Raw genomic sequence first — 19,115 nt, 5'->3', positions numbered from 1 at the left:
GGGAGATCAGGGCTACTGCTTCTCGAAAACGTGCGGGGTACGTGCCCTGATCACGTAGTAGGAAACAGTCAGCAACCCGGCCCAAATGGGTGCTGCGTACAGCGAGACGCGGGCGTCCTTGTCGAAGGCCATCAGCCCGATCACCACAAAGATGAAGGCCAGCGCCAGGATGCCGGTCCACGGGGCACCCGGCATCCGGAACTCCGAGCGGGGGAGCTCACCCCGGTCCGCCTTCGCCCGGTACCGCAGCTGGGAGGAGAGGATCATGATCCAGGCCCACATACCGGAGATCGTGGCGAAGGAGACGACGTAGTCGAACGCCTTCGACGGCCACTCGTAGTTGATCCACACCCCGACCATCATCAGCGCCGCCGACACGGTGGTGCCCAGGAACGGCAGGCCGGTCCTGGACAGCCTGGTGAAGACCCTCGGCCCCTGCCCGTTGAGCGCGAGGTCGCGCAGCATCCGGCCGGTGGAGTACATACCCGAGTTGCAGGAGGACAGCGCCGCGGTCAGCACCACGAAGTTGACGATGCCCGCGCCCGCCGGCAGCCCGATCTTCTGGAAGGCCGCGACAAAGGGGCTGGTGCCCGGCTCGAAGGCGGTCCAGGAGACGACGGAGAGGATGACGATCAGCGAGCCGATGTAGAACAGCGCGATGCGCCACGGGACCGTCTTGATCGCCCTGGGGAGCGCCTTGGCCGGGTCGGTCGCCTCGCCCGCCGTCACGCCGACCAGCTCGACGGCGAGGAAGGAGAACATCACGATCTGCAGGGTCATCAGGGTGCCGCCGATGCCCTTGGGGAAGATCCCGTCGTGCTGGTAGAGGTTGGCGAACGACGCCGTGTCGCCGGCCTGCGAGAAGCCGAGCGTGATCACGCCGAGGCCGATCAGGATCATGCCGATGATCGCGGTGACCTTGACCATCGAGAACCAGAACTCCAGCTCACCGAAGAGCTTCACGGAGATCAGGTTGATGCCGTAGAGGGCGACGGTGAACACCAGCGCGGAGATCCACGGCGCGATGTCCCACCAGTAGTTCACGTACGTCGCGGCTGCCGTGACCTCGGTGATGCCGGTGACGACCCAGAAGAGCCAGTACGTCCAGCCCGTCACGAAGCCCCAGTAGGGACCGAGCAGCTCGCGCGCGTACTCGGAGAACGAGCCGGAGACCGGGCGGTACATCAGCAGTTCGCCCAGCGCGCGCATGATCAGGTAGATGACCGCGCCGGCGACGAGGTACGCCAGGATGATGCTGGGGCCCGCCTTGTGGATGGACTTGCCCGCGCCGAGGAAGAGTCCCGTCCCGATGGCGCCGCCGATGGCGATCATCTGGATCTGCCGGCCGCCGAGCCCCCGCTGGTATCCCTCGGACGGACCGCTGTCGCCGGCCGCGCCCTGAGCGTCCACCGGGCTGCTCGCCACCCCGGTCCCGGGCATCGGGTCCGGTGCCGGACCGGGGTCTTCGACCTCGGAGGTCATGTGGTGCGCCTTTCTCCCTACCGATCCGGCCCTCAACAGCGGATCCGTGCAGGTGTACCACGCAGCGGCCTCCGCGACGCAGGAGCGAGAACCGGGATATACCGGACAGACGTGGGCAGCGCGCCAGGAAAGGCGGAGGAACATGGCTGGTTCGTTAATCGGTTTTTGCCGTCCGATTAACGAACGCCGCGACGAACAGTGGCACGGAGCACAGAGCCGGGGGCCGAGCCCCGCAGGGTCACGGCATCAGCGTCTCGACCAGCGTCTCCTGGAGGCCGCCCAGCCACAGGTAGGCCATCACCATGGGCTTGCGCTCGTCGGAGTCGGGCAGCTGGTACAGCTCGTCGTCGGTGTCGTCGCTGACCTCCAGCCGGGTGCCGATGGCCAGCCGAAGATCGTTGAGCGCGCCCAGCCACTGCTGGGACTGGGCCGGGGTCAGGGTGAGCACGGCACCGCTCTCGCCCGGTGTGAGGGCGTCCAGCGCGCGCACCACGGCCAGCCCGTCCTCCCGCTTGCGGGCCCGCAGGTCGTTCTCCGTGTAGCGGCGGAACTCGGCGGAGGCGGCGCGGTCCCGCTTGGCCCGCGCGGCCTCCTCGCTGCCGGGGGCCGGATCCTCGGGTGGCGCCGCCTGCGGGCCTGGGCCGTAGGCGTCGGGGAAGAGCCGGGCCAGGGCAGGGTCGGCGGGCGGCTCGCTGGGGCCGTCGGCGAACGGCGGCCAGGAGACCGCCTCGATGCCCGCCAGCTCGTCCTCCATGCTCTCGGCTGCACCCTCGGCTGCGCTCTCCGCTGCGCCCCCGCCGGGGCCGCCCGGCTCCGCGTCCTGCGGCGGGCGCGGCTGGTCGGCGGGCTCGCTGCCGGGGCCGATCAGCTCCAGCAGTTGCACCACCAGGCTGCGCAGGATCGAGATCTCGACCTCGTCCAGCGCGATGGCGGCGCCACCGTCCTCGGTGGGCTCGAAGTGCCCTGCCATCAGCGGTCCTGGGTGAGCGTGGCCCACAGGCCGTAGCTGTGCATGGCCTGTACGTCGCGCTCCATCTCCTCGCGGGTACCGCTGGAGACGATGGCGCGTCCCTTGTGGTGGACGTCGAGCATCAGCTTTTTCGCCTTCTCCTTCGAATAGCCGAAGTACGCCTGGAACACGTACGTCACATAGCTCATGAGGTTGACCGGGTCGTTGTGCACCACGGTCACCCAGGGCACATCCGGCTCGGGAACCTCCACGGGTTCCTCGGTGGTCTCCGGGCGCTCGATCTCCGTCGGGGTGGCGACACTCACAGGTCCCATGCTGCCACCCGGTCCCCGGAGCCGCCCAAGCAGTGCCCCCGGTCGCCGTATATCGTCAAGCTGACGAGATCCGGGGTAGGCTCGCCGTGACCGACCCGAACACACGAGGTGAGGCAGCAGTGCTGGATTCCCCAGGGGGGCAGCCCCCGAAAGACTCCCGGCAGCCGAAGGACGCCCGGGAGGACTCCCGGCAGGAACACGCCCGGCGGATGGAGACGGGGCTGCCGGTGGCCGTGCCCTCCACGGCGCTCTTCACCGACCAGTACGAGCTGACCATGCTCCAGGCCGCACTGCGCGCCGGGACGGCCGAGCGCCGCTCCGCCTTCGAGGTCTTCACCCGACGGCTCCCCGAAGGCCGCCGCTACGGCGTCGTCGCCGGCACCGGGCGGGTGCTGGACGCGGTGGAGAACTTCCGCTTCGACGACCAGCTCCTCGACTTCCTGCGCGAGACGAGGGTGGTGGACGAGCCCACCCTGCGGTGGCTCGCCGACTACCGCTTCACCGGCGACATCGTCGGCTACCCGGAGGGCGAGGTGTACTTCCCCGGCTCGCCCATCCTGCGGGTGGAGGGCACCTTCGCCGAGTGCGTGCTGCTGGAGACGGTGATCCTCTCCATCCTCAACCACGACTCGGCCGTGGCGGCCGCCGCCTCCCGGATGGCCGTCGCCGCCGCGGACCGCCCGCTGATCGAGATGGGCGCCCGCCGCACCCATGAGCTCGGCGCCGTCGCCGCGGCCCGCGCCGCCTACGTGGGCGGCTTCGACACCACCTCCGACCTGGCCGCCGGGTTCCGCTACGGCATCCCCACGGTGGGCACCAGCGCCCACGCCTTCACCCTGCTGCACGACACCGAGCGGGACGCGTTCACGGCCCAGGTCGGGTCGCTGGGCCAGGGCACCACCCTCCTGGTGGACACCTACGACGTGGCCGAGGCGGTCCGTACGGCGGTCGAGGTGGCCGGACCGGATCTCGGCGCCGTCCGTATCGACTCGGGAGACCTGCTGCTGGTGGCGCACCGGGTGCGCCGGCAGCTCGACGAGCTGGGCGCCGACCGGACCCGGATCGTGGTCACCAGCGACCTGGACGAGTACGCCATCGCCTCGCTGGCCGCGGCTCCGGTGGACGCGTACGGCGTCGGCACCCAGCTGGTCACCGGAAGCGGCCACCCGACCTGCTCGATGGTCTACAAGCTGGTGGCCCGCGCCGACTCCGAGACGCCCGGCGCCCCGCTCCGCCCGGTGGCCAAGCGCTCGACGGGCGGCAAGACCTCCATCGGCGGCGCCAAGTGGGCGGCCCGGCCGCTGGACGCGGGCGGCGTGGCCGAGGCGGAGGTGGTCGGCACCGGCGAGGTACCGCCCGAGCTGGCCGGTCACCTCCTTCAGGTGAAGCTGGTGGACCGCGGAACCGTCGTCGGCCGCGAGCCCCTGGACGCGGCGCGGGAACGCCACCGCGCGGCCCGCGCCCGGCTCCCGATGTCCGCGACCCAGCTCTCCCGGGGCGAGCCGGTGCTTCCCGTCGAGCACGTGTGACCCCCGGATACCCGTGTAACTCCCGGATACGGGAAGGGCCCTCCTGGCGGCGTTCTTCCACTGCCGCCGGGCCCCTCGAGTGTCTAGGCTCGTAATCGACACCCACCAGCCGAAAGGTGTGCACCATGCACCGGGCACTGATCGTCGTGGACGTGCAGAACGACTTCTGCGAAGGCGGCAGCCTCGCCGTCGCGGGCGGCGCCGACGTCGCGGCCGCCATCACCGACCTGGTCGGGGACGCCTCCGCCGGCTACCGCCACGTCGTGGCCACCCGGGACACGCACATCGACCCCGGCGACCACTTCTCGGCCGACCCGGACTTCCAGCGCTCCTGGCCGCCGCACTGCGTGGCGGGCACCGAGGGCGTGGGCTTCCACCCCAACTTCACCCCCGCGGTCGCCTCGGGCTCCATCGAGGCGGTCTTCGACAAGGGGGCCTACACCGCCGCCTACAGCGGCTTCGAGGGCGCCGACGAGAACGGCGTCCCGCTCGCCGACTGGCTGCGCGAGCGGGACGTGACCGAGGTCGACATCGTCGGCATCGCCACCGACCACTGCGTACGCGAGACCGCGCTGGACGCGGCGCGGGAGGGCTTCCGTACGCAGGTGCTGCTGGATCTGACCGCGGGGGTCGCCGAGGAGAGCGTTCAGCGGGCGCTGGACGAGCTTCGCGGGGCCGGGGTGGAGCTGACCGGCAAGCCGGTGGTCGCCCCGGCGTAGCGTCGCGCCCTTTCAGGGCTCCCCGGCCGGGGCGCCCCGGCCCTAGGCCGGGGTCACCCGGAGGAGGGCGGCGATGGGGCGCCAGGAATCGCGGTCGTCGTCGGGGACCGCGCGCCAGACCAGGCCCTCGGGGTGGTGCAGCACCGCCGTCACCTCGTCGGCCGTGGGCGGCTCCGCGTTGCCCCGCAGATAGATCGCGCGCAGCCCCAGGTTCCGGAGCCTGGTCAGGGCCCGGGCCCGGTTGCCCGCGTGCACCAGCACCCGGACTCTCTGTTCCTCGCCGGGTCTGCGGACCGTCGCCTCACGCACCGTGTGCGGTTCGTCCGCGAACGCCGACCAGCGCCGCGAGGCCGGCAGCAGCCCCGAGCGGCGCGCTGTGGGCACGCCTGCACTCCGCGTGCCCGGGGCAGCGGCGTCGGCGGCACCGGCCGAGGCGCCGTGCGGCTCGCGCGGCACCGGAAGCGTCAGCGCGACGATCACGCTGCCGTCCGGAAGCCTGACGAATCCGCCTCCTGACATGATCACCATCTCCCCCGTGAGACTCGTTCGGGTCGGTCGATACGGGGCCGCCTCGAGGCAGCCCCACCGTGCATCTAAACGCGATCGAGCGCCGATCGCCAGGGGGTAACGGATGATCATGTTTTGACCTGCAACGATGCAAACAAATTCATACCTAGGTTGCATGGCCGTCGATCACCTGTGCCCGACCACCCGTTTGTGGATCTTCACGCCATCTTCACCGTCCGTAATGACACCGTTCTGTGTACGGGTTTCGCCGGTTTTGGGCGATTTATCTGCGGTCGTTGAAGCGGCCACTACTTTCCGTGCCGTCATTGGGCCAACCGCTGACAACAAGCGGAGTCAGCACGACCGGCCGTGGAAGCGGAATCCCCAACTCCCCATCAGATAGCGGGTGCGAACATCGGTACGGAGCGCAAGCGCCGGCGGTGAGCCACCGTTGCCCCCGGCGCCGGACACGAGTCCCGCGCGACTCGCGCAAGACCCCGTTCCTGTCCGCCAGTTGGGACGGCCCGGGCCCTGTGCGTCAGTGCGCCCCCCGTGCAACCAAGGCGTGGGTCACCTCACGCTTGCCGCACTTTCCGCCGGGGCATGCCGGACCGTAGAGTCGTTCGATGGCGCCCCGTTTGTACCGAGGCAACGCGTAGCGCAGAACGACCCGTTCACCCGTTCAGACCGTGCCCACACCCCCGAGGACGGATCCGCCATGCCGCGTCCGAACCCCGCCCAACTCGCCTACGGCTCGGCCACCGTCATGTGCTCCACGCTCGCCATGCTGCTGCTCTCCGAGACCCGTTCAGGCGTCTGGATCGCCGTGATCGCGTTCGTGGCCCTCGCACTTGGCCTGCTGGTGGCACTGACCGCACCCGCCGTCAGGCCGACCGCCGCACGGCGCAAGGCCGTTGCCCCCGTGGACGCCGCAGCCGGCGCTCCCGCCGCGGCCACCCGGCCCGACCCCGTCCCGGCCCGGCACCGGACCCAGTACCCGGCCTCGACGGCCTCGGCGCCCGCGGCGACAGCGGGCCTGGGAGCCCGGCGCTGACCCGAGCGGCGCGACCGGCCGCACACCGAGGGCAGGGGCTCAGTCCGCCGCGACCACCACCGTGCGGGCCGCCTTGTCGTGCAAACACTGCTGATACGGCTTGTCCCAGGTGCAGAAGAGCACGTTCACCAGCCAGAACAGCGAACCCACACACGGCACCAGCGGCGGAATCTGGTAGACGGCGACCCGCAGCCAGCCGGGCGCGCCCGCGGGCACCGCGCCGTTCTGCAGCATGGCCACCCTGATCCGCATCAGCTTCTTGCCGACCGTCTGCCCCGAGTTCGTCAGCATCAGGCCCTCGTAGAGGAAGTAGACGAGCGTGTAGCTGAACTGAGGCCAGTAGCTGATCCCGGTGTCGGTCGAATAGCCCCCCTCGACCACCCCCGCGATGATGCCGATCGGAATCGCGATCAGCAGCGCGTCGATGATCCGCGCCAGCAGCCGCTTGCCCCGGGAGGCCAGCGGCGCCATCCCCGCCAGCGGGTCGGCAGCGCCCGTGGGACCGCCGTAGGGGTTGTCGTACGGACTCCCGTAGCCGCCGCCGTAACCCTCGCCCGGACCGCCTGCGGGACCGCCGCCCGAGGGAGGCGGCGGCGGGTTGCCGTACGGCATTCCCGGCCCGCCCGGCGGCGGTGACTCCGCCCCGGGCTGTTGACCGGGCTGCTCAGGACCGGGCTCCCGCGGCTCCCCCGGCTTGCGGAACGGGTCGTTCTCCGGCTGCTCCGTGCTCATGGCCCGAGTGCACAGGCCCCGCGGCCCCGCCGCATCCGGGGCGGGGCCGTTCGAGGGACGGCCTCACAGCCTGAGTTCGCCGTCGCCTGCACTGCCCTTGGCGACGAACGTACCGGCCACCTTGTCGTGCCAGCACTGCCGCCAGGGGCGGTCGAACAGGCACCACACGACGTTGACCAGCCCCACCGCCAGCAGACCCAGCACGCCCTGCACCAGCCAGCGCACCAGGGACTTGCCGAAGGCGGGCTTCCCGTACCCCTCGATGTTCACCACCGAGAGCCCGAACAGCTTCTTGCCGAGCGTCCGGCCCCAACGGGCCGTCGGCAGCACCTCGTAGAGCAGCCCGAACACCAGCAGAGCGCCCACGACCACGGCCAGATAGAGGCCGGTGGTGCCGTCGATCAGCCACACCCGCTGGGTCACGCCCGCCTGCTCGACCGCGTCGATCTTGGCGTTGATGTGGTCCACCGTCCGGCCCACGAACGGGAACGCGGCCGCCGCGCCCACCCCCAGCGTGAGGACGAGGTCGACGAGCCGGGCGCCCAGCCGCTTGCCCAGCGCACCGGGCCTGGCCTCCTGGCGCGCCGCCCGCGCGAACGGGTCATCGGCCGGCGGCCGCCACGGGGTGACCGCGTCAGGGCCACCGGACGGCGGCTGCGCCGGGAGCCCGGCAGGCTGCGACCAGGAGGGGACGGCCGAACCCTGGGGAGCACCCGGTTGCGGGGTGCCCTGCTGCCCTGCCGCTGCCGGGCTCTGTCCGGGCACGGTCCCGGCGGCCGGTCCCGCTGCCGCGGGCGGCCCCTGCCGGCCGGGCCTACTCTGCCGCCCCGGCAGGGCCTGCTGCCCCGGCACGGCGGTGGGCTGGTCCTGCCGGGCGGGCGGCCCGGCAGGACCGGCGTCGACCGCTGTCCGGGCCGCGCCGCCGGGCCTCGCGGAGCCGGACGGCTCCTGACCGCCGGGCGCCGGCTGACCGGCCCCGGTCCCCTCCAGGGCGCCGGAGGCGGCTGCCTGGGCGGGCTGGGCCGACTGGGCGGGCTGAGCTGACTGGGCTGCCTGGGTCGGCCGGGCCGACTGGGTCCGGCCCGGGCCCGGGGACACCGAGGGAGCGCCTGGGGAGGAGCCGCCGGTCTCGGAGGGCTGCCCCTGGGCCGGAACGATGCCCGCGCCGCCCTGCTGGGGCCGCTCGCCCGCCCCTCCGGCGGCAGGAGCCGAGGCCGGGGCCGGGGTCTGCTCCTGGCGGGCCGCGGGCGCCTGGCCCGGCACCCGGGCAGCGGGAGCCGAAGCGGGGGACGCGGCCGGCGCGCCCGGTGTGCCCGGTGTGCCCGGTTCCGAGGCGCCGCCGGGGCGCTCCGGCGTGCCGCCCGGCCGCTCGGGGGCGCTGTCCGGGGCGGCAGAGGACTGCGCGGGAACGCCTGCCGCCGGGGACCGGTCGCCGCTGCGGAGCACCTCGGAACGGCGCAGTCCCACCGTCTGTTCGCGCCCGCCCCGGCCCGGGGGCTCGGATGCGGCCTCGGGACTGCTCGCCGCTGCGGGCGGCCCCGCCTCCCGTCCCGTACGGCCCGGGGCGTGGCCCTCGTTGCCCCAGCTGCCGCGCGGGTCGGCCGCCGGTGGTCCGAACGCGCCCTGGGGCGCGGCGGGCTCCGGTCCGGGCGACGGCTGCCTCAGGCCCGGTGCACGGGGCGTGTCCCCGTCCCCTTCGCCGTCCTCGTCGAGGAAGACCGGCCCTGTCTCGTCCGAGGACGAGCGCCGGGGGCTGGGCGGCCCCGCGGGGCCCTCCTGGTCGGCGGTGGCGGGAGGCGCCGGAGCAGTGGCGGGCGAGGACGCCACGGGCGGCGGCGCCGGCATGGGTTCACCCTCCCGTGGCTCCGGGCGGCTGGTGCCCGGTACCCAGGACGAACCGTTCCAGTAGCGGATGTATCCGGGGATGGACGGATCCGGATAGTACCCGGCACGGGGTACCTCACCATGAGTACCGGAGGGTCCCACAACCCCCAACTCCCCTCACGCACGACGCTCTTGACCAGGCCACGGCTGCGCGGCCACGCGGCCCGCCGCTCGCGGTGCGGCGGGATCGACCACCTGTCCTCCGTCTGGCCGAGAAGGACGGTAAGGAGGACAGTAACGAAGAAGACCGCGTGGGGAGGAAGCAGACGGCGGGTAAGCCGCCTTCGAGCGACCCCGGGCCGCCCCGCGACCCGTCACCCGACCAGGCGGAAAACCCGTGCCCATACGCCGCCCTCGCCGTCCTCGCCACGCTCACCGTCCCCGCCACCTGTGCCGGCCGCGGGCGGCGCCCCGGAGGCGGCGTTCCGGCAACGCCCGGCGAAAAACTCCGCGAACCCGTGTAAGAAACCGTGCCCGGCGGCCTCTTCCCCTGTGCGGGCCTCTTCCGGCGGTCCGCACCGGGGAACAGGGGAACAGGAAAGGGCGCACCTATGGACACCGCCATCGAACGCGAAGTGGAGATGAGGCTCGTCCTCGCACCGGAGCGCAGCGTGGCCGTACCGGCACGGCTCAGCTACCGCACCGACGATCCGTACGCGGTCCACATGACCTTCCACATCTACTCCGAGACCCCCGTGCACTGGACGTTCGCGCGCGAACTGCTGGTGGAGGGGGTCTCACAGCCGTGCGGGGACGGCGATGTGCGGGTGTGGCCGACGTGCGTGGCGGGGCGCAACGTCGTGTGCCTCGCGCTCAGCTCGCCCAACGGCGACGCGCTGCTGGAGGCGCCCTCGCACGTGGTGGCGGCCTGGCTGGAGCGGACGCTGGGACTGGTACCGGAGGGCAGCGAACTGGAGGCTCTGAGCCTGGACGAGCAGTTGAGCGAACTGCTGGATTTCCCCGCGCCGTGAACTTTTCCGCCGGGCCCGCCATCGAACGTGACGTATGGCCCTCAGCAACACGCAAGAGGAGAGAGATGCGTAAGAAGTTCACGAAGCTCGCCCTGGTCGTCGCCGGTGTCGCCGCCTTCTCCGGTATGACGGCGGGTTCCGCCCTGGCCGACGGTCCGGGCACGCCGGGGGACGGTGTGCCGGACATGACCTACAAGGTCAACAGCCTCCAGCACTGCCACGACTGGGGCAAGGTGTTCACCGATGGCCTGCACCAGTACGCGGGCTACGCGTGCTGGAGCGACGAGAACGGTCAGTGGTACCTCGACCTGATGAGGTGAGCCCGGGGCGGCCACGGGCGTCCGACTCGCGCCCCGGCCGCCCGCTCGGAGGGCCGGCTCGGTCTGCCGCCGGGCCGGCCGGCCCTCAGAAGAGCTTTCCGGGGTTGAGGATGCCCCTCGGGTCGAAGGCGGCCTTGACGGCGCGGTGGAGTTCGAGGCTGACGTCGCCCAGCTCCCGCGCGAGCCAGTCCTTCTTCAGCAGACCGACACCGTGCTCGCCGGTGATCGTCCCGCCCAGCTGAAGGCCCAGCTCCATGATGGCGTCGAACGACTCGCGGGCGCGGCGGGTCTCGTCCTCGTCGGCGGCGTCGAAGCAGACGGTCGGGTGCGTGTTGCCGTCACCGGCGTGGGCGCAGACGCCGATCGTCAGCCCGTACCGCTCGGCGATCCCGGCCGTGCCCTCCAGCATCTCGGCCAGCCGGCTGCGCGGTACGCACACGTCGTCGATCATCGAGGTGCCCTTGACCGCGTCGAGCGCCGTCAGCGCGGCCCGCCGCCCCTGCAGCAGCAGTTCGGACTCGGCGGCGTCCTCGGCGGGCACCACCTCGCTCGCCCCCGCGGCCGCGCACAGGTCCCCCACCGCTCGCAGCTGCGGCGCGGGGTCCGGGGTGTCGAAGGCCGCGAGCAGCAGCGCCTCCGTGGTCTCGGGCAGGCCCATCTTCGTCAGCTCGTTGACGGCGCGGAGCGTGGTGCGGTCCATCAGCTCCAGCAGCGCGGGCGTATGACCCGCCTCCATGATTCGGCACACCGCGTCGCAGGCCGCGGCCGCCGAGGGGAACTCGGCGGCCAGCGCGAGCTGTTGCGGCGGCTGCGCCCGCAGCGCGAGGGTCGCCCGTACGACGATGCCCAGGCTGCCCTCCGAGCCGACGATCAGCCGGGTGAGGTCGTAGCCCGCGACCCCCTTCGCCGTACGGCGGCCGGTGGACAGCAGCCGTCCGTCGGCCAGTACGACGTCGAGGCCGAGCACGTACTCGGCAGTGACGCCGTACTTCACACAGCACAGGCCGCCCGAGCCGGTGCCGATGTTGCCGCCGATCGTGCACATCTCCCAGCTGGAGGGGTCCGGCGGATAGCTCAGCCCGTGCTCGGCCACCGCGTGGGAGAGCCGGGCGTTGACGACGCCCGGCTCCACGACCGCGATCCGGTCGACCGGGTTGATCTCCAGAATGCGGTCCATACGGGTGAGGGAGAGCAGGATGCAGCCGTCCGTCGCGTTGGCCGCGCCGGACAGACCCGTGCGGGCGCCCTGCGGGACGACCGGGACGCGGAGGGCGTGCGCCGTGCGCGTGGTGTGTTGCACCTGCTCGACCGTGTGGGGCAGTACGAGGGCGGCCGGTGCCCCCGCGGGGCAGAAGCCGGCCATGTCGTTGGCGTACGTGCGGAGGATGTCGGGGTCGGTCACCACAGCGTCGGAGGGCAAACCCTTTTGGAGCCGCCTGATGAGCTCGCGCATCCCTTCACCCTGACACCCCCACCCGTCCCAGGGAACCCTCCTTGGTGCCGCTCCCTTCGGGGGTGCTCCCGCTTGTGGACGCACGGGGCCCTCACGGGGTGGCCCGCCGCTTGTGGACGCACGCCCCGTTTGTTGCTTCGGCTCGCCGCCGAGTGGTCGTGTCGGGGGGCTCCGCCCCCCAACAGCCCCCCGCTAGGTGTGTTGTTCGGGGAGGTTGGTGACAGGTGACACGCTGTGGGTGGTCCTTGAACGGGGTGAGGGCCTTCTGGCTCGGTGTGGATTGCGACATCTACCGCCGAGTGCAGGAGGCCCTCGTGATCCACCGTAATGCCCCGCTGACCCCGACCGGCCGTCTGCGTCTGGCTCGCTGTGTCGTGGAGGAGGGCTGGCCGCTGCGCCAGGCTGCCGAACGCTTCCAGGTCAGTCACACCACCGCCGCCCGGTGGGCTTCCCGCTACCGGCAGCGGGGAGAGGCCGGCTTGTACGACCGCTCCAGCCGTCCGCGTCACTGCCCTGGACAGACCCCGCCCGCCACAGAAGCGCAGGTGGTGCGCATGCGCCGCGAGCACCGTATCGGGCCCCTGCGCCTGGCCGCCCGCACCGGGCCGGCCGCCTCCACCTGCCACCGCATCCTGGCCCGCTGCGGCATGCCTCCCCTGGCCGCCCTGGACCGGGCCACCGGCGAGCCCGTCCGCCGCTACGAACGCTCCCGCCCCGGCGAACTCGTCCATATCGATGTCAAGAAACTCGGCCGTATCCCCGACGGCGGCGGCCACAAGGTCCACGGCCGGGCCGACAGCCCGAACAAGGACCGCCGCCACGGAAAGGGATACGCCTGCCTCCACACCGCCCTGGACGACCACTCCCGCCTCGCCTACACCGAGAACCTGCCCGATGAGAAGGCCCCCACCTGCGCCGCCTTCCTCCGACGGGCCACCGCCTGGTTCGCACGCCACGGCATCACCATCGAACGGGTCCTGACCGACAACGCCTGGGCCTACACCCAGAAAACCTGGAAGACCACCTGCCACGACCTGGGCATCCGCCCCCGCTACACCCGCCCCTGGCGCCCCCAGACCAACGGCAAAGTCGAACGCTTCCACCGCACCCTGCTCGAAGAATGGGCCTACCAGCGGCCCTACACCTCAGAAACCGAACGACAAGCAACGTTTCCCGGCTGGCTCGACTGGTACAACCACCACCGACCCCACACCGGCATCAAAGGCCAAACCCCCGCCAGCCGCGTCACCAACCTCCCCGAACAACACAGCTAGGTGGGCTTCGCCCCCCTAGGACCCCCCTGCCGCATGGGACCACCCCATTGCCTTTCGAGCATCCCCTCATTGGTGCGGCTCCTTGGACCGGCCGGTGACGACCCTGCGGGAGTCACCGACAGGTCCAAGGGCCTCAGTCATAAGCCGGGACGAGCGAACGTCTACGGGATTGTGCTGTTGCGGAAGGGGGCTCCTAGGGGGGCGAAGCCCCCGTAGCGGGGGGCCGTTGGGGGGCGGAGCCCCCCAACGCCCGTCCGGCGAGGACCCGGGGGTTTGGGGGCGGAGCCCCCATCAACGGAAGAGGGTCAGAGGGCTGAGCCCTCAACCAATGGAGGGCAGCACCCTCTCAGAGGTTGCCCCGCAATTCCTGTTCCCTCTCGATGGCTTCGAAGAGCGCCTTGAAGTTGCCCTTCCCGAACCCCATCGACCCATGCCGCTCAATGATCTCGAAAAACACGGTCGGCCGATCCTGCACCGGCTTCGTGAAGATCTGCAACAGATACCCGTCCTCGTCCCGGTCGACGAGAATCTTCAGCTCGCGCAGGGTCTCCAGCGGCACCCGGGTCTCACCGGCCCACTCCCCCAACGTGTCGTAATAGGTATCGGGCGTGTCCAGGAACTTGACCCCCGCGGCCCGCATACCCCGCACCGTGGAGACGATGTCGTTGGTGGCCAGCGCGATGTGCTGGACACCCGCGCCGCCGTAGAACTCCAGGTATTCGTCGATCTGGGACTTCTTCTTGGCGATGGCGGGCTCGTTGATGGGGAATTTGACCTTGAGCGTGCCGTCGGCCACGACCTTGGACATCAGCGCGGAGTACTCGGTGGCGATGTCGTCGCCGACGAACTCCTTCATGTTGGTGAAGCCCATGACCTTGTTGTAGAACTCCACCCACTCGTTCATCCGGCCGAGTTCGACGTTGCCGACGCAATGGTCGATGGCCTGGAAGAAGCGGCGTTCGCCGGGCTGGACGATGGGGTCCATGGCGACGTAGCCGGGCAGGTAGGGGCCGTCGTAGCCGGAGCGCTCGACCAGGGTGTGGCGGGTCTTTCCGTAGGTGGCGATGGCGGCCCGGACGACGGTGCCGTGCTCGTCCTTGGTCTCGTAGGGCTCCTCGATGCCGCGGGCGCCATGTTCGACGGCGTACGCGTAGGCGGCGCGGGCGTCGGGGACCTCGATGGCCAGGTCGATGACGCCGTCGCCGTGTGCGGCGACGTGGTCGGCCAGGAAGCGGCCCCAGTCGGTGGTGGGGCGGATGACGGAGGTGAACACGAACCGGGCAGAGCCGGACTCCAGCACATAGCTGGCCGTCTCCCGGCTGCCGTTCTCCGGGCCGGCGTAGGCCACGGCCCGCATGCCGAAGGCGGTGGAGTAGTAGTGGGCTGCCTGCTTCGCGTTGCCGACGGCGAAGACGACCGCGTCCATCCCCTTGACCGGGAAGGGGTCTGCCTGCCGTGCGGTCTGCGGGGTTGCCGCTTGTGTGGTCTCTGTCATGTTCGCAGGGTCTCCCCGGACCACAAGGTGCGCAATAGTTTGCGTTTTCACTGGGCAGATTGTTCAGTGGTAGCGGGCTTATGGCGGACGATTTGCACAATCTGTTCAGTGTCCGCCGGACTGGCCCCGGCACTCATCGAGAGGCATGTCATGGGCATTGACCGGCTGGACGGGCGGCTGCTGGAGCTGCTCGCCGAAGAGCCCCGGATCGGGGTGCTGGAGCTGTCGCGGCGCCTCGGTGTCGCCCGGGGGACGGCGCAGGCGCGGCTGGACCGGCTCACCTCCGGCGGCGTGATCCGCGGCTTCGGGCCGCAGGTCGATCCGGCGGCGCTGGGCTATCCGGTGACCGCGTTCGCGACGCTGGAGATCAGGCAGGGCCAGGGCGCCGAGGTGCGGGCGCATCTGGCGACGGTGCCGGAGGTGCTGGAGCTGCACACGACGACGGGCAGCGGCGACATGCTCTGCCGGCTGGTCGCCCGCTCGAACGCGGACCTCCAGCGGGTGATCGACCGGGTCGTCGGCATCGAGGGGATCGTCCGCGCCTCCACGGCGATCGTCATGGAGAACCCGGTGCCGCTGCGCGTGATTCCGCTGGTGCGGCAGGCCGCGGCCGATGGTGGGGGCGACCGGTCGTGAGAGGCCTCTCCTGGGTCTGATCAGGAGGGTGCCCCTGTCCGAGGGACGCAGGGTGCGGGAGTGCTGTGGTTGCGCGCGCAGTTCCCCGCGCCCCTTCGGGGCGCGCTCAGCAGCCGGGTACCTTGCCGTCCGTGCGGATCTCCTCCAGCGCGTCCAGCGCGCCCTTCAGGGAGCCGACCGGGACCAGCCGGAGTCCGGAGGGGCGCTGGGCCTCGGCCTCGGCGCACTGGGTCTTCGGGACGAGGAAGTAGGTGGCGCCGTCGCGGCGGGCCGCCTGCGTCTTGAGCGGTACGCCGCCGACCGCGCCCACCTTGCCGCCCGGGGTGATGGTGCCGGTTCCCGCGACGGTGTGGCCGCCGGTGAGGCCGTGGCCCGCGCCGTCCCCGTCCAGCTTGTCGATGATGCCGAGCGCGAAGAACAGGCCGGCGCTGGGACCGCCGACGTCGCCCAGCCGCAGCTTGACGTGGACGTCCTTCGGCGACAGGTGCAACTGGCGCAGGGCGGCTGTGACGGCCTTGTGCTGGGACTCCTCCATCTCCTCGGAGATGCGCTCCTCGGCGTCGCCGTCGCCGGGATAGACGGCCTCGCGGGGCATCACGGCCCGGTCCTCGCGGAACCAGGCCCGCGCCACGTCGGCCAGCCGTACGTCGGCCTCGGGCCGGGTCGCGGCGATGGTGACGGACAGCAGCCGTCCCTTGTCCTCGTCCTGCGTCCGGGCGCCCTTCACCTCGATCACGGGCTTGCCGTCGCTGCGGCCGAGGACGTTCGCCGTCTCGCCGGGCTGGGCGAGCGAGTACGGCAGCGGGGCGAGCAGCGCCACCGCGAACAGCGCGACGACGGGGAGCGCGCAGAGCGCGAGCGTACGGCGGCGGGTGCGGCGCGGGTCGTCGGTCACCCCCGCAATCTATCGACCGGCGGACGGCGCCGTGCGCACACCCCGCCCCCGATCGCCGGGGGCGGGGTGTGCCGACGGTCAGCGCAGCGCGTCGGCCACTTCGTTGGCGGCCCGCACCACCCGGTGGCCGACCTGTTCGGGCACCGTCTCGGAGAGCATCACCACGCCCACGCTGCCCTCGATCCCGCTCACCCCGAGCACCGGTGCCGCGGCACCGCTGGCGCCCGCCTCCAGTTCGCCGTGGGTGAGGACGAAACCGGCGCCGCGCTCGCTGTCGGGCTCGCGCCCGGCGAGTATCGCCCGGCCCGCGGCCCCCCGGTCGAGGGGGTGCCGGAAGCCCGTACGGTAGGCGACGTGGTAGTCGGTCCAGCTCGGCTCGACCACCGCGACGGCCAGCGCCTCGGTGCCGTCGACGAGGGTGAGGTGCGCGGTTGCGCCCACGTCCTCGGCCAGGGAGCGCAGCGCGGGCAGTGCGGCCTCCCGCACCAGGGGGTGGACCTGCCGGCCCAGGCGCAGGACGCCGAGCCCGACCCGGGCGCGGCCGCCCAGGTCGCGGCGGACGAGGGCGTGCTGCTCCAGGGTGGCCAGCAGCCGGTAGACCACGGTGCGGTTGACGCCGAGCTTGTTGGACAGCTCGGTGACGGTGAGGCCGTGGTCGGTGTCGGCCAGTAATTTGAGGACTCGCAGCCCTCGGTCGAGCGTCTGAGAAGTCTCCGCAGTCACGACGCCCCCCTCCCTCGGGTGAGTGACGGCAGCCGCGGGTGCGGGAGCGTTTGGCGTCACCTGCCCCGGGCCCCTGGCCTGGGTCGGTACCCCAAGCGCAGCGCTGGAGGCCGCCGGTCGCGGTGGCACTGGCAAGAGCTGTTGCGATGCAAGCTGAGTGTCATCGAGGTAACCGGCCGCCCGTGGCGACGTCGCCACGGGCCGTGTGTCCGGGAAACTTAGCGAGCAGCACCGCTGACCGGAAGAGTCTGTCCAGAATCCGGTCTCGGGACGACCGTATTCGCCGCAAACATCCCAAAGATACGGAGTCGGAATTGTTTCCGGGGGCTACTTCATACGGGTCGCCCATTCCCGGACCTTGGCGATGCGCGCCTCGATCTGGCCGACTGTCGCCTCGGCGCTGGGCGGGCCTCCGCACACCCGGCGCAGTTCGTTGTGCACGACTCCGTGCGGCTTGCCGCTTTGGTGCACATACGCGCCGACCAGGCTGTTGAGCTGCTTGCGTTTCTCCAGCAGTTCCTTGTGCGTGACCACGGGACGCTTTTCGGCGGGCATTTCCAGCAGGTCCGCCTCGCTGTCCGGCTTCTTCCTGCTGTGCGCGATCTGCCGGGCCTGCCGCTTCTGGAGCAGCAACTGCACCTGGTCGGGCTCCAGCAGCCCGGGAATGCCGAGGTAGTCCTGCTCCTCCTCGCTGCCGGGGTGCGCCTGCATCCCGAATTCGGCGCCGTCGTACATCACCCGGTCGAAGACCGCGTCGGACTCCAGGGCCTCGAAGGGGAGCTGGTCCTGTTCGCCCGTGTCCTCGTCCTTCTCCTGCTCGGCCTCCTTGAGCAGGTCCGCCTCTTCCGCGTACGGGTCGTCCTCGTCGCCCTTCTTCGGCTTGTCGAGGACGTGGTCGCGCTCGACCTCCATCTCGTTGGCGAAGGTCAGCAGCGTGGGGATGGTCGGCAGGAAGACGGACGCCGTCTCGCCGCGCCGCCGGGAGCGGACGAAGCGGCCGACGGCCTGGGCGAAGAACAGCGGCGTGGAGACGGTGGTGGCGTACACCCCGACCGCCAGCCGGGGCACGTCCACGCCCTCGGAGACCATCCGGACGGCGACCATCCAGCGGTCGTCGGGGTTCTGCGAGGTACGGAAGTCCTCGATGCGCTGCGAGGCGCCGGTGTCGTCGGAGAGGACGACGGTCGGCCCGGTGCCGGTGATCTCGCGGAGCAGCTTGGCGTAGGCACGGGCCGAGTCCTGGTCGGAGGCGATGACCAGGCCGCCCGCGTCGTGCACCGATTTGCGGACCTCGGTCAGCCGGTGGTCGGCGGCGCGCAGTACGGCGGGCATCCACTCGCCGCGCGGATCGAGCGCGGTGCGCCACGCCTGGGAGATGGCGTCCTTGGTCAGCGGCTCGCCGAGCCTGGCCTCGATCTCGTCCCCGGCCTTGGTGCGCCAGCGCATGTTGCCGCTGTAGGAGAGGAAGATGACGGGGCGCACCACGCCGTCGCCCAGCGCGTCGCCGTAGCCGTAGGTGTAGTCGGCGACGGACCGCCGGATGCCCTCGCCGTCCTCGGCGTACTCCACGAAGGGGATCGGGTTGGTGTCCGAACGGAACGGCGTACCGGTCAGGGCCAGGCGCCGGGTGGCGGGCTCGAACGCCTCCTGGCACGCCTCGCCCCAGGAGCGGCTGTCGCCCGCGTGGTGGATCTCGTCGAGGATGACGAGGGTCTTGCGCTGCTCGACGCGGTTGCGGTGCAGCATCGGCCGTACGCCCACCCCGGCGTAGGTGATGGCGATGCCGTGGTACTCCCGGCTCAGCGGGCCCGCGCTGTAGTCCGGGTCCAGCCTGATCCCCATCCGGGCCGCCGCCTCGGCCCACTGCTTCTTCAGATGCTCGGTCGGCGCCACCACGGTCACCTGCTGGACGACGTGGTGGTGCAGCAGCCACGAGGCCAGGGTGAGGGCGAACGTCGTCTTACCGGCGCCGGGCGTGGCCACGGCGAGGAAGTCGCGCGGCTGCCGCTCCAGGTATGCGTCCATCGCCGCCTGCTGCCAGGCCCGCAGCTTGCTGGCCGTACCCCAGGGGGCACGGCCGGGAAAGGCGGGAGACAGCTGGTGGTTGTTGCTGGGGGTGGTGGGAGTGGTAGTCACGGTCTCCGGTACGACGGGGTC

18 protein-coding genes are annotated in these 19,115 nt (G+C 71.5%); 7 read left to right on the top strand and 11 right to left on the bottom strand.

The window, feature by feature from the left end; translation table 11 throughout:
• Positions 1–12: 12 nt before the first annotated feature.
• The 3 genes from HC362_RS21075 to clpS all read right to left on the bottom strand — a co-directional run bounded on the left by HC362_RS21075 (position 13) and on the right by clpS (position 2,766).
• A complete protein-coding gene (locus HC362_RS21075) occupies positions 13–1,482 on the bottom strand; it encodes an amino acid permease (RefSeq protein ID WP_243085572.1) in 1,470 nt (489 codons plus the stop codon).
• A 238-nt stretch (positions 1,483–1,720) separates the two neighbouring features.
• Complete coding sequence (locus tag HC362_RS21070; protein WP_243085571.1) at positions 1,721–2,452, bottom strand: DUF2017 domain-containing protein; 732 nt, start codon at positions 2,450–2,452, stop codon at positions 1,721–1,723.
• On the bottom strand, positions 2,452–2,766 hold the full coding sequence (gene clpS / locus HC362_RS21065; protein ID WP_099881308.1) for an ATP-dependent Clp protease adapter ClpS: 315 nt from the start codon (positions 2,764–2,766) through the stop codon (positions 2,452–2,454). The genes HC362_RS21070 and clpS overlap by 1 nt, the downstream gene beginning before the upstream one ends.
• 209 nt (positions 2,767–2,975) lie before the next feature.
• Here clpS and HC362_RS21060 point away from each other — a divergent pair, with 209 nt between their 5' ends.
• Together HC362_RS21060 and HC362_RS21055 are read left to right on the top strand one after the other, a co-directional pair.
• Positions 2,976–4,295: a nicotinate phosphoribosyltransferase gene (locus HC362_RS21060; RefSeq protein WP_243088736.1), complete on the top strand. Its 1,320-nt coding sequence runs from the start codon at positions 2,976–2,978 to the stop codon at positions 4,293–4,295.
• Between the two features lie 125 nt (positions 4,296–4,420).
• Entirely contained in the window at positions 4,421–5,014 is a 594-nt protein-coding gene (locus HC362_RS21055; RefSeq protein WP_243085570.1) for an isochorismatase family protein, read from the top strand.
• Between the two features lie 42 nt (positions 5,015–5,056).
• Here the strand turns inward: HC362_RS21055 and HC362_RS21050 are convergent, their stop codons facing one another.
• On the bottom strand, positions 5,057–5,323 hold the full coding sequence (locus HC362_RS21050; protein ID WP_243088735.1) for a hypothetical protein: 267 nt from the start codon (positions 5,321–5,323) through the stop codon (positions 5,057–5,059).
• Between the two features lie 916 nt (positions 5,324–6,239).
• Here HC362_RS21050 and HC362_RS21045 point away from each other — a divergent pair.
• Entirely contained in the window at positions 6,240–6,575 is a 336-nt protein-coding gene (locus tag HC362_RS21045; protein ID WP_243085569.1) for a hypothetical protein, read from the top strand.
• A gap of 39 nt (positions 6,576–6,614) precedes the next feature.
• On the opposite strand, the gene HC362_RS21040 is transcribed toward HC362_RS21045, so the two are convergent.
• Entirely contained in the window at positions 6,615–7,307 is a 693-nt protein-coding gene (locus HC362_RS21040; protein WP_243085568.1) for an RDD family protein, read from the bottom strand.
• A 63-nt stretch (positions 7,308–7,370) separates the two neighbouring features.
• The gene (locus HC362_RS21035; protein WP_243085567.1) at positions 7,371–9,152 is read right to left on the bottom strand and encodes an RDD family protein; all 1,782 of its coding nucleotides are present in this window, start codon (positions 9,150–9,152) and stop codon (positions 7,371–7,373) included.
• Between the two features lie 590 nt (positions 9,153–9,742).
• Between HC362_RS21035 and HC362_RS21030 the strand changes: the two genes are divergently transcribed.
• Positions 9,743–10,162, top strand: a complete 420-nt coding sequence (locus tag HC362_RS21030; protein WP_243085566.1) for an SsgA family sporulation/cell division regulator — start codon at positions 9,743–9,745, stop codon at positions 10,160–10,162.
• A gap of 65 nt (positions 10,163–10,227) precedes the next feature.
• Complete coding sequence (locus tag HC362_RS21025; RefSeq protein ID WP_209263614.1) at positions 10,228–10,482, top strand: hypothetical protein; 255 nt, start codon at positions 10,228–10,230, stop codon at positions 10,480–10,482.
• Positions 10,483–10,567: 85 nt separating this feature from the next.
• Here HC362_RS21025 and HC362_RS21020 read toward each other — a convergent pair whose 3' ends face one another.
• Positions 10,568–11,935: an FAD-linked oxidase C-terminal domain-containing protein gene (locus HC362_RS21020; protein ID WP_243085565.1), complete on the bottom strand. Its 1,368-nt coding sequence runs from the start codon at positions 11,933–11,935 to the stop codon at positions 10,568–10,570.
• 314 nt (positions 11,936–12,249) lie between these two features.
• On the opposite strand from HC362_RS21020, the gene HC362_RS21015 reads away from it, so the two are divergent.
• Complete coding sequence (locus HC362_RS21015; protein ID WP_243084240.1) at positions 12,250–13,209, top strand: IS481 family transposase; 960 nt, start codon at positions 12,250–12,252, stop codon at positions 13,207–13,209.
• Positions 13,210–13,555: 346 nt separating this feature from the next.
• Here the strand turns inward: HC362_RS21015 and hppD are convergent, their stop codons facing one another.
• Positions 13,556–14,704 (bottom strand): 4-hydroxyphenylpyruvate dioxygenase, encoded by a 1,149-nt coding sequence (hppD, locus tag HC362_RS21010; protein ID WP_243085564.1) that lies wholly within the window; start codon positions 14,702–14,704, stop codon positions 13,556–13,558.
• A gap of 150 nt (positions 14,705–14,854) precedes the next feature.
• Between hppD and HC362_RS21005 the strand changes: the two genes are divergently transcribed.
• On the top strand, positions 14,855–15,340 hold the full coding sequence (locus tag HC362_RS21005) for an Lrp/AsnC family transcriptional regulator (protein WP_243088734.1): 486 nt from the start codon (positions 14,855–14,857) through the stop codon (positions 15,338–15,340).
• A gap of 106 nt (positions 15,341–15,446) precedes the next feature.
• On the opposite strand, the gene HC362_RS21000 is transcribed toward HC362_RS21005, so the two are convergent.
• The 3 genes from HC362_RS21000 to HC362_RS20990 form a co-directional block, all read right to left on the bottom strand.
• Positions 15,447–16,235, bottom strand: coding sequence for a S16 family serine protease (locus tag HC362_RS21000; protein WP_243085563.1), 789 nt, complete (start codon positions 16,233–16,235; stop codon positions 15,447–15,449).
• A 78-nt stretch (positions 16,236–16,313) separates the two neighbouring features.
• Positions 16,314–16,958, bottom strand: coding sequence for a helix-turn-helix domain-containing protein (locus HC362_RS20995; RefSeq protein ID WP_243085562.1), 645 nt, complete (start codon positions 16,956–16,958; stop codon positions 16,314–16,316).
• Positions 16,959–17,285: 327 nt separating this feature from the next.
• The gene (locus HC362_RS20990; RefSeq protein WP_243085561.1) at positions 17,286–19,094 is read right to left on the bottom strand and encodes a DEAD/DEAH box helicase; all 1,809 of its coding nucleotides are present in this window, start codon (positions 19,092–19,094) and stop codon (positions 17,286–17,288) included.
• Between the last annotated feature and the right edge of the window lie 21 nt (positions 19,095–19,115).

This window comes from Streptomyces sp. 891-h, assembly GCF_022760275.1.
GTDB lineage: Bacteria > Actinomycetota > Actinomycetes > Streptomycetales > Streptomycetaceae > Streptomyces > Streptomyces spirodelae.
Note: the sequence above shows the minus strand (reverse complement) of the source record. Positions and strands in the feature narration are given on the sequence as shown.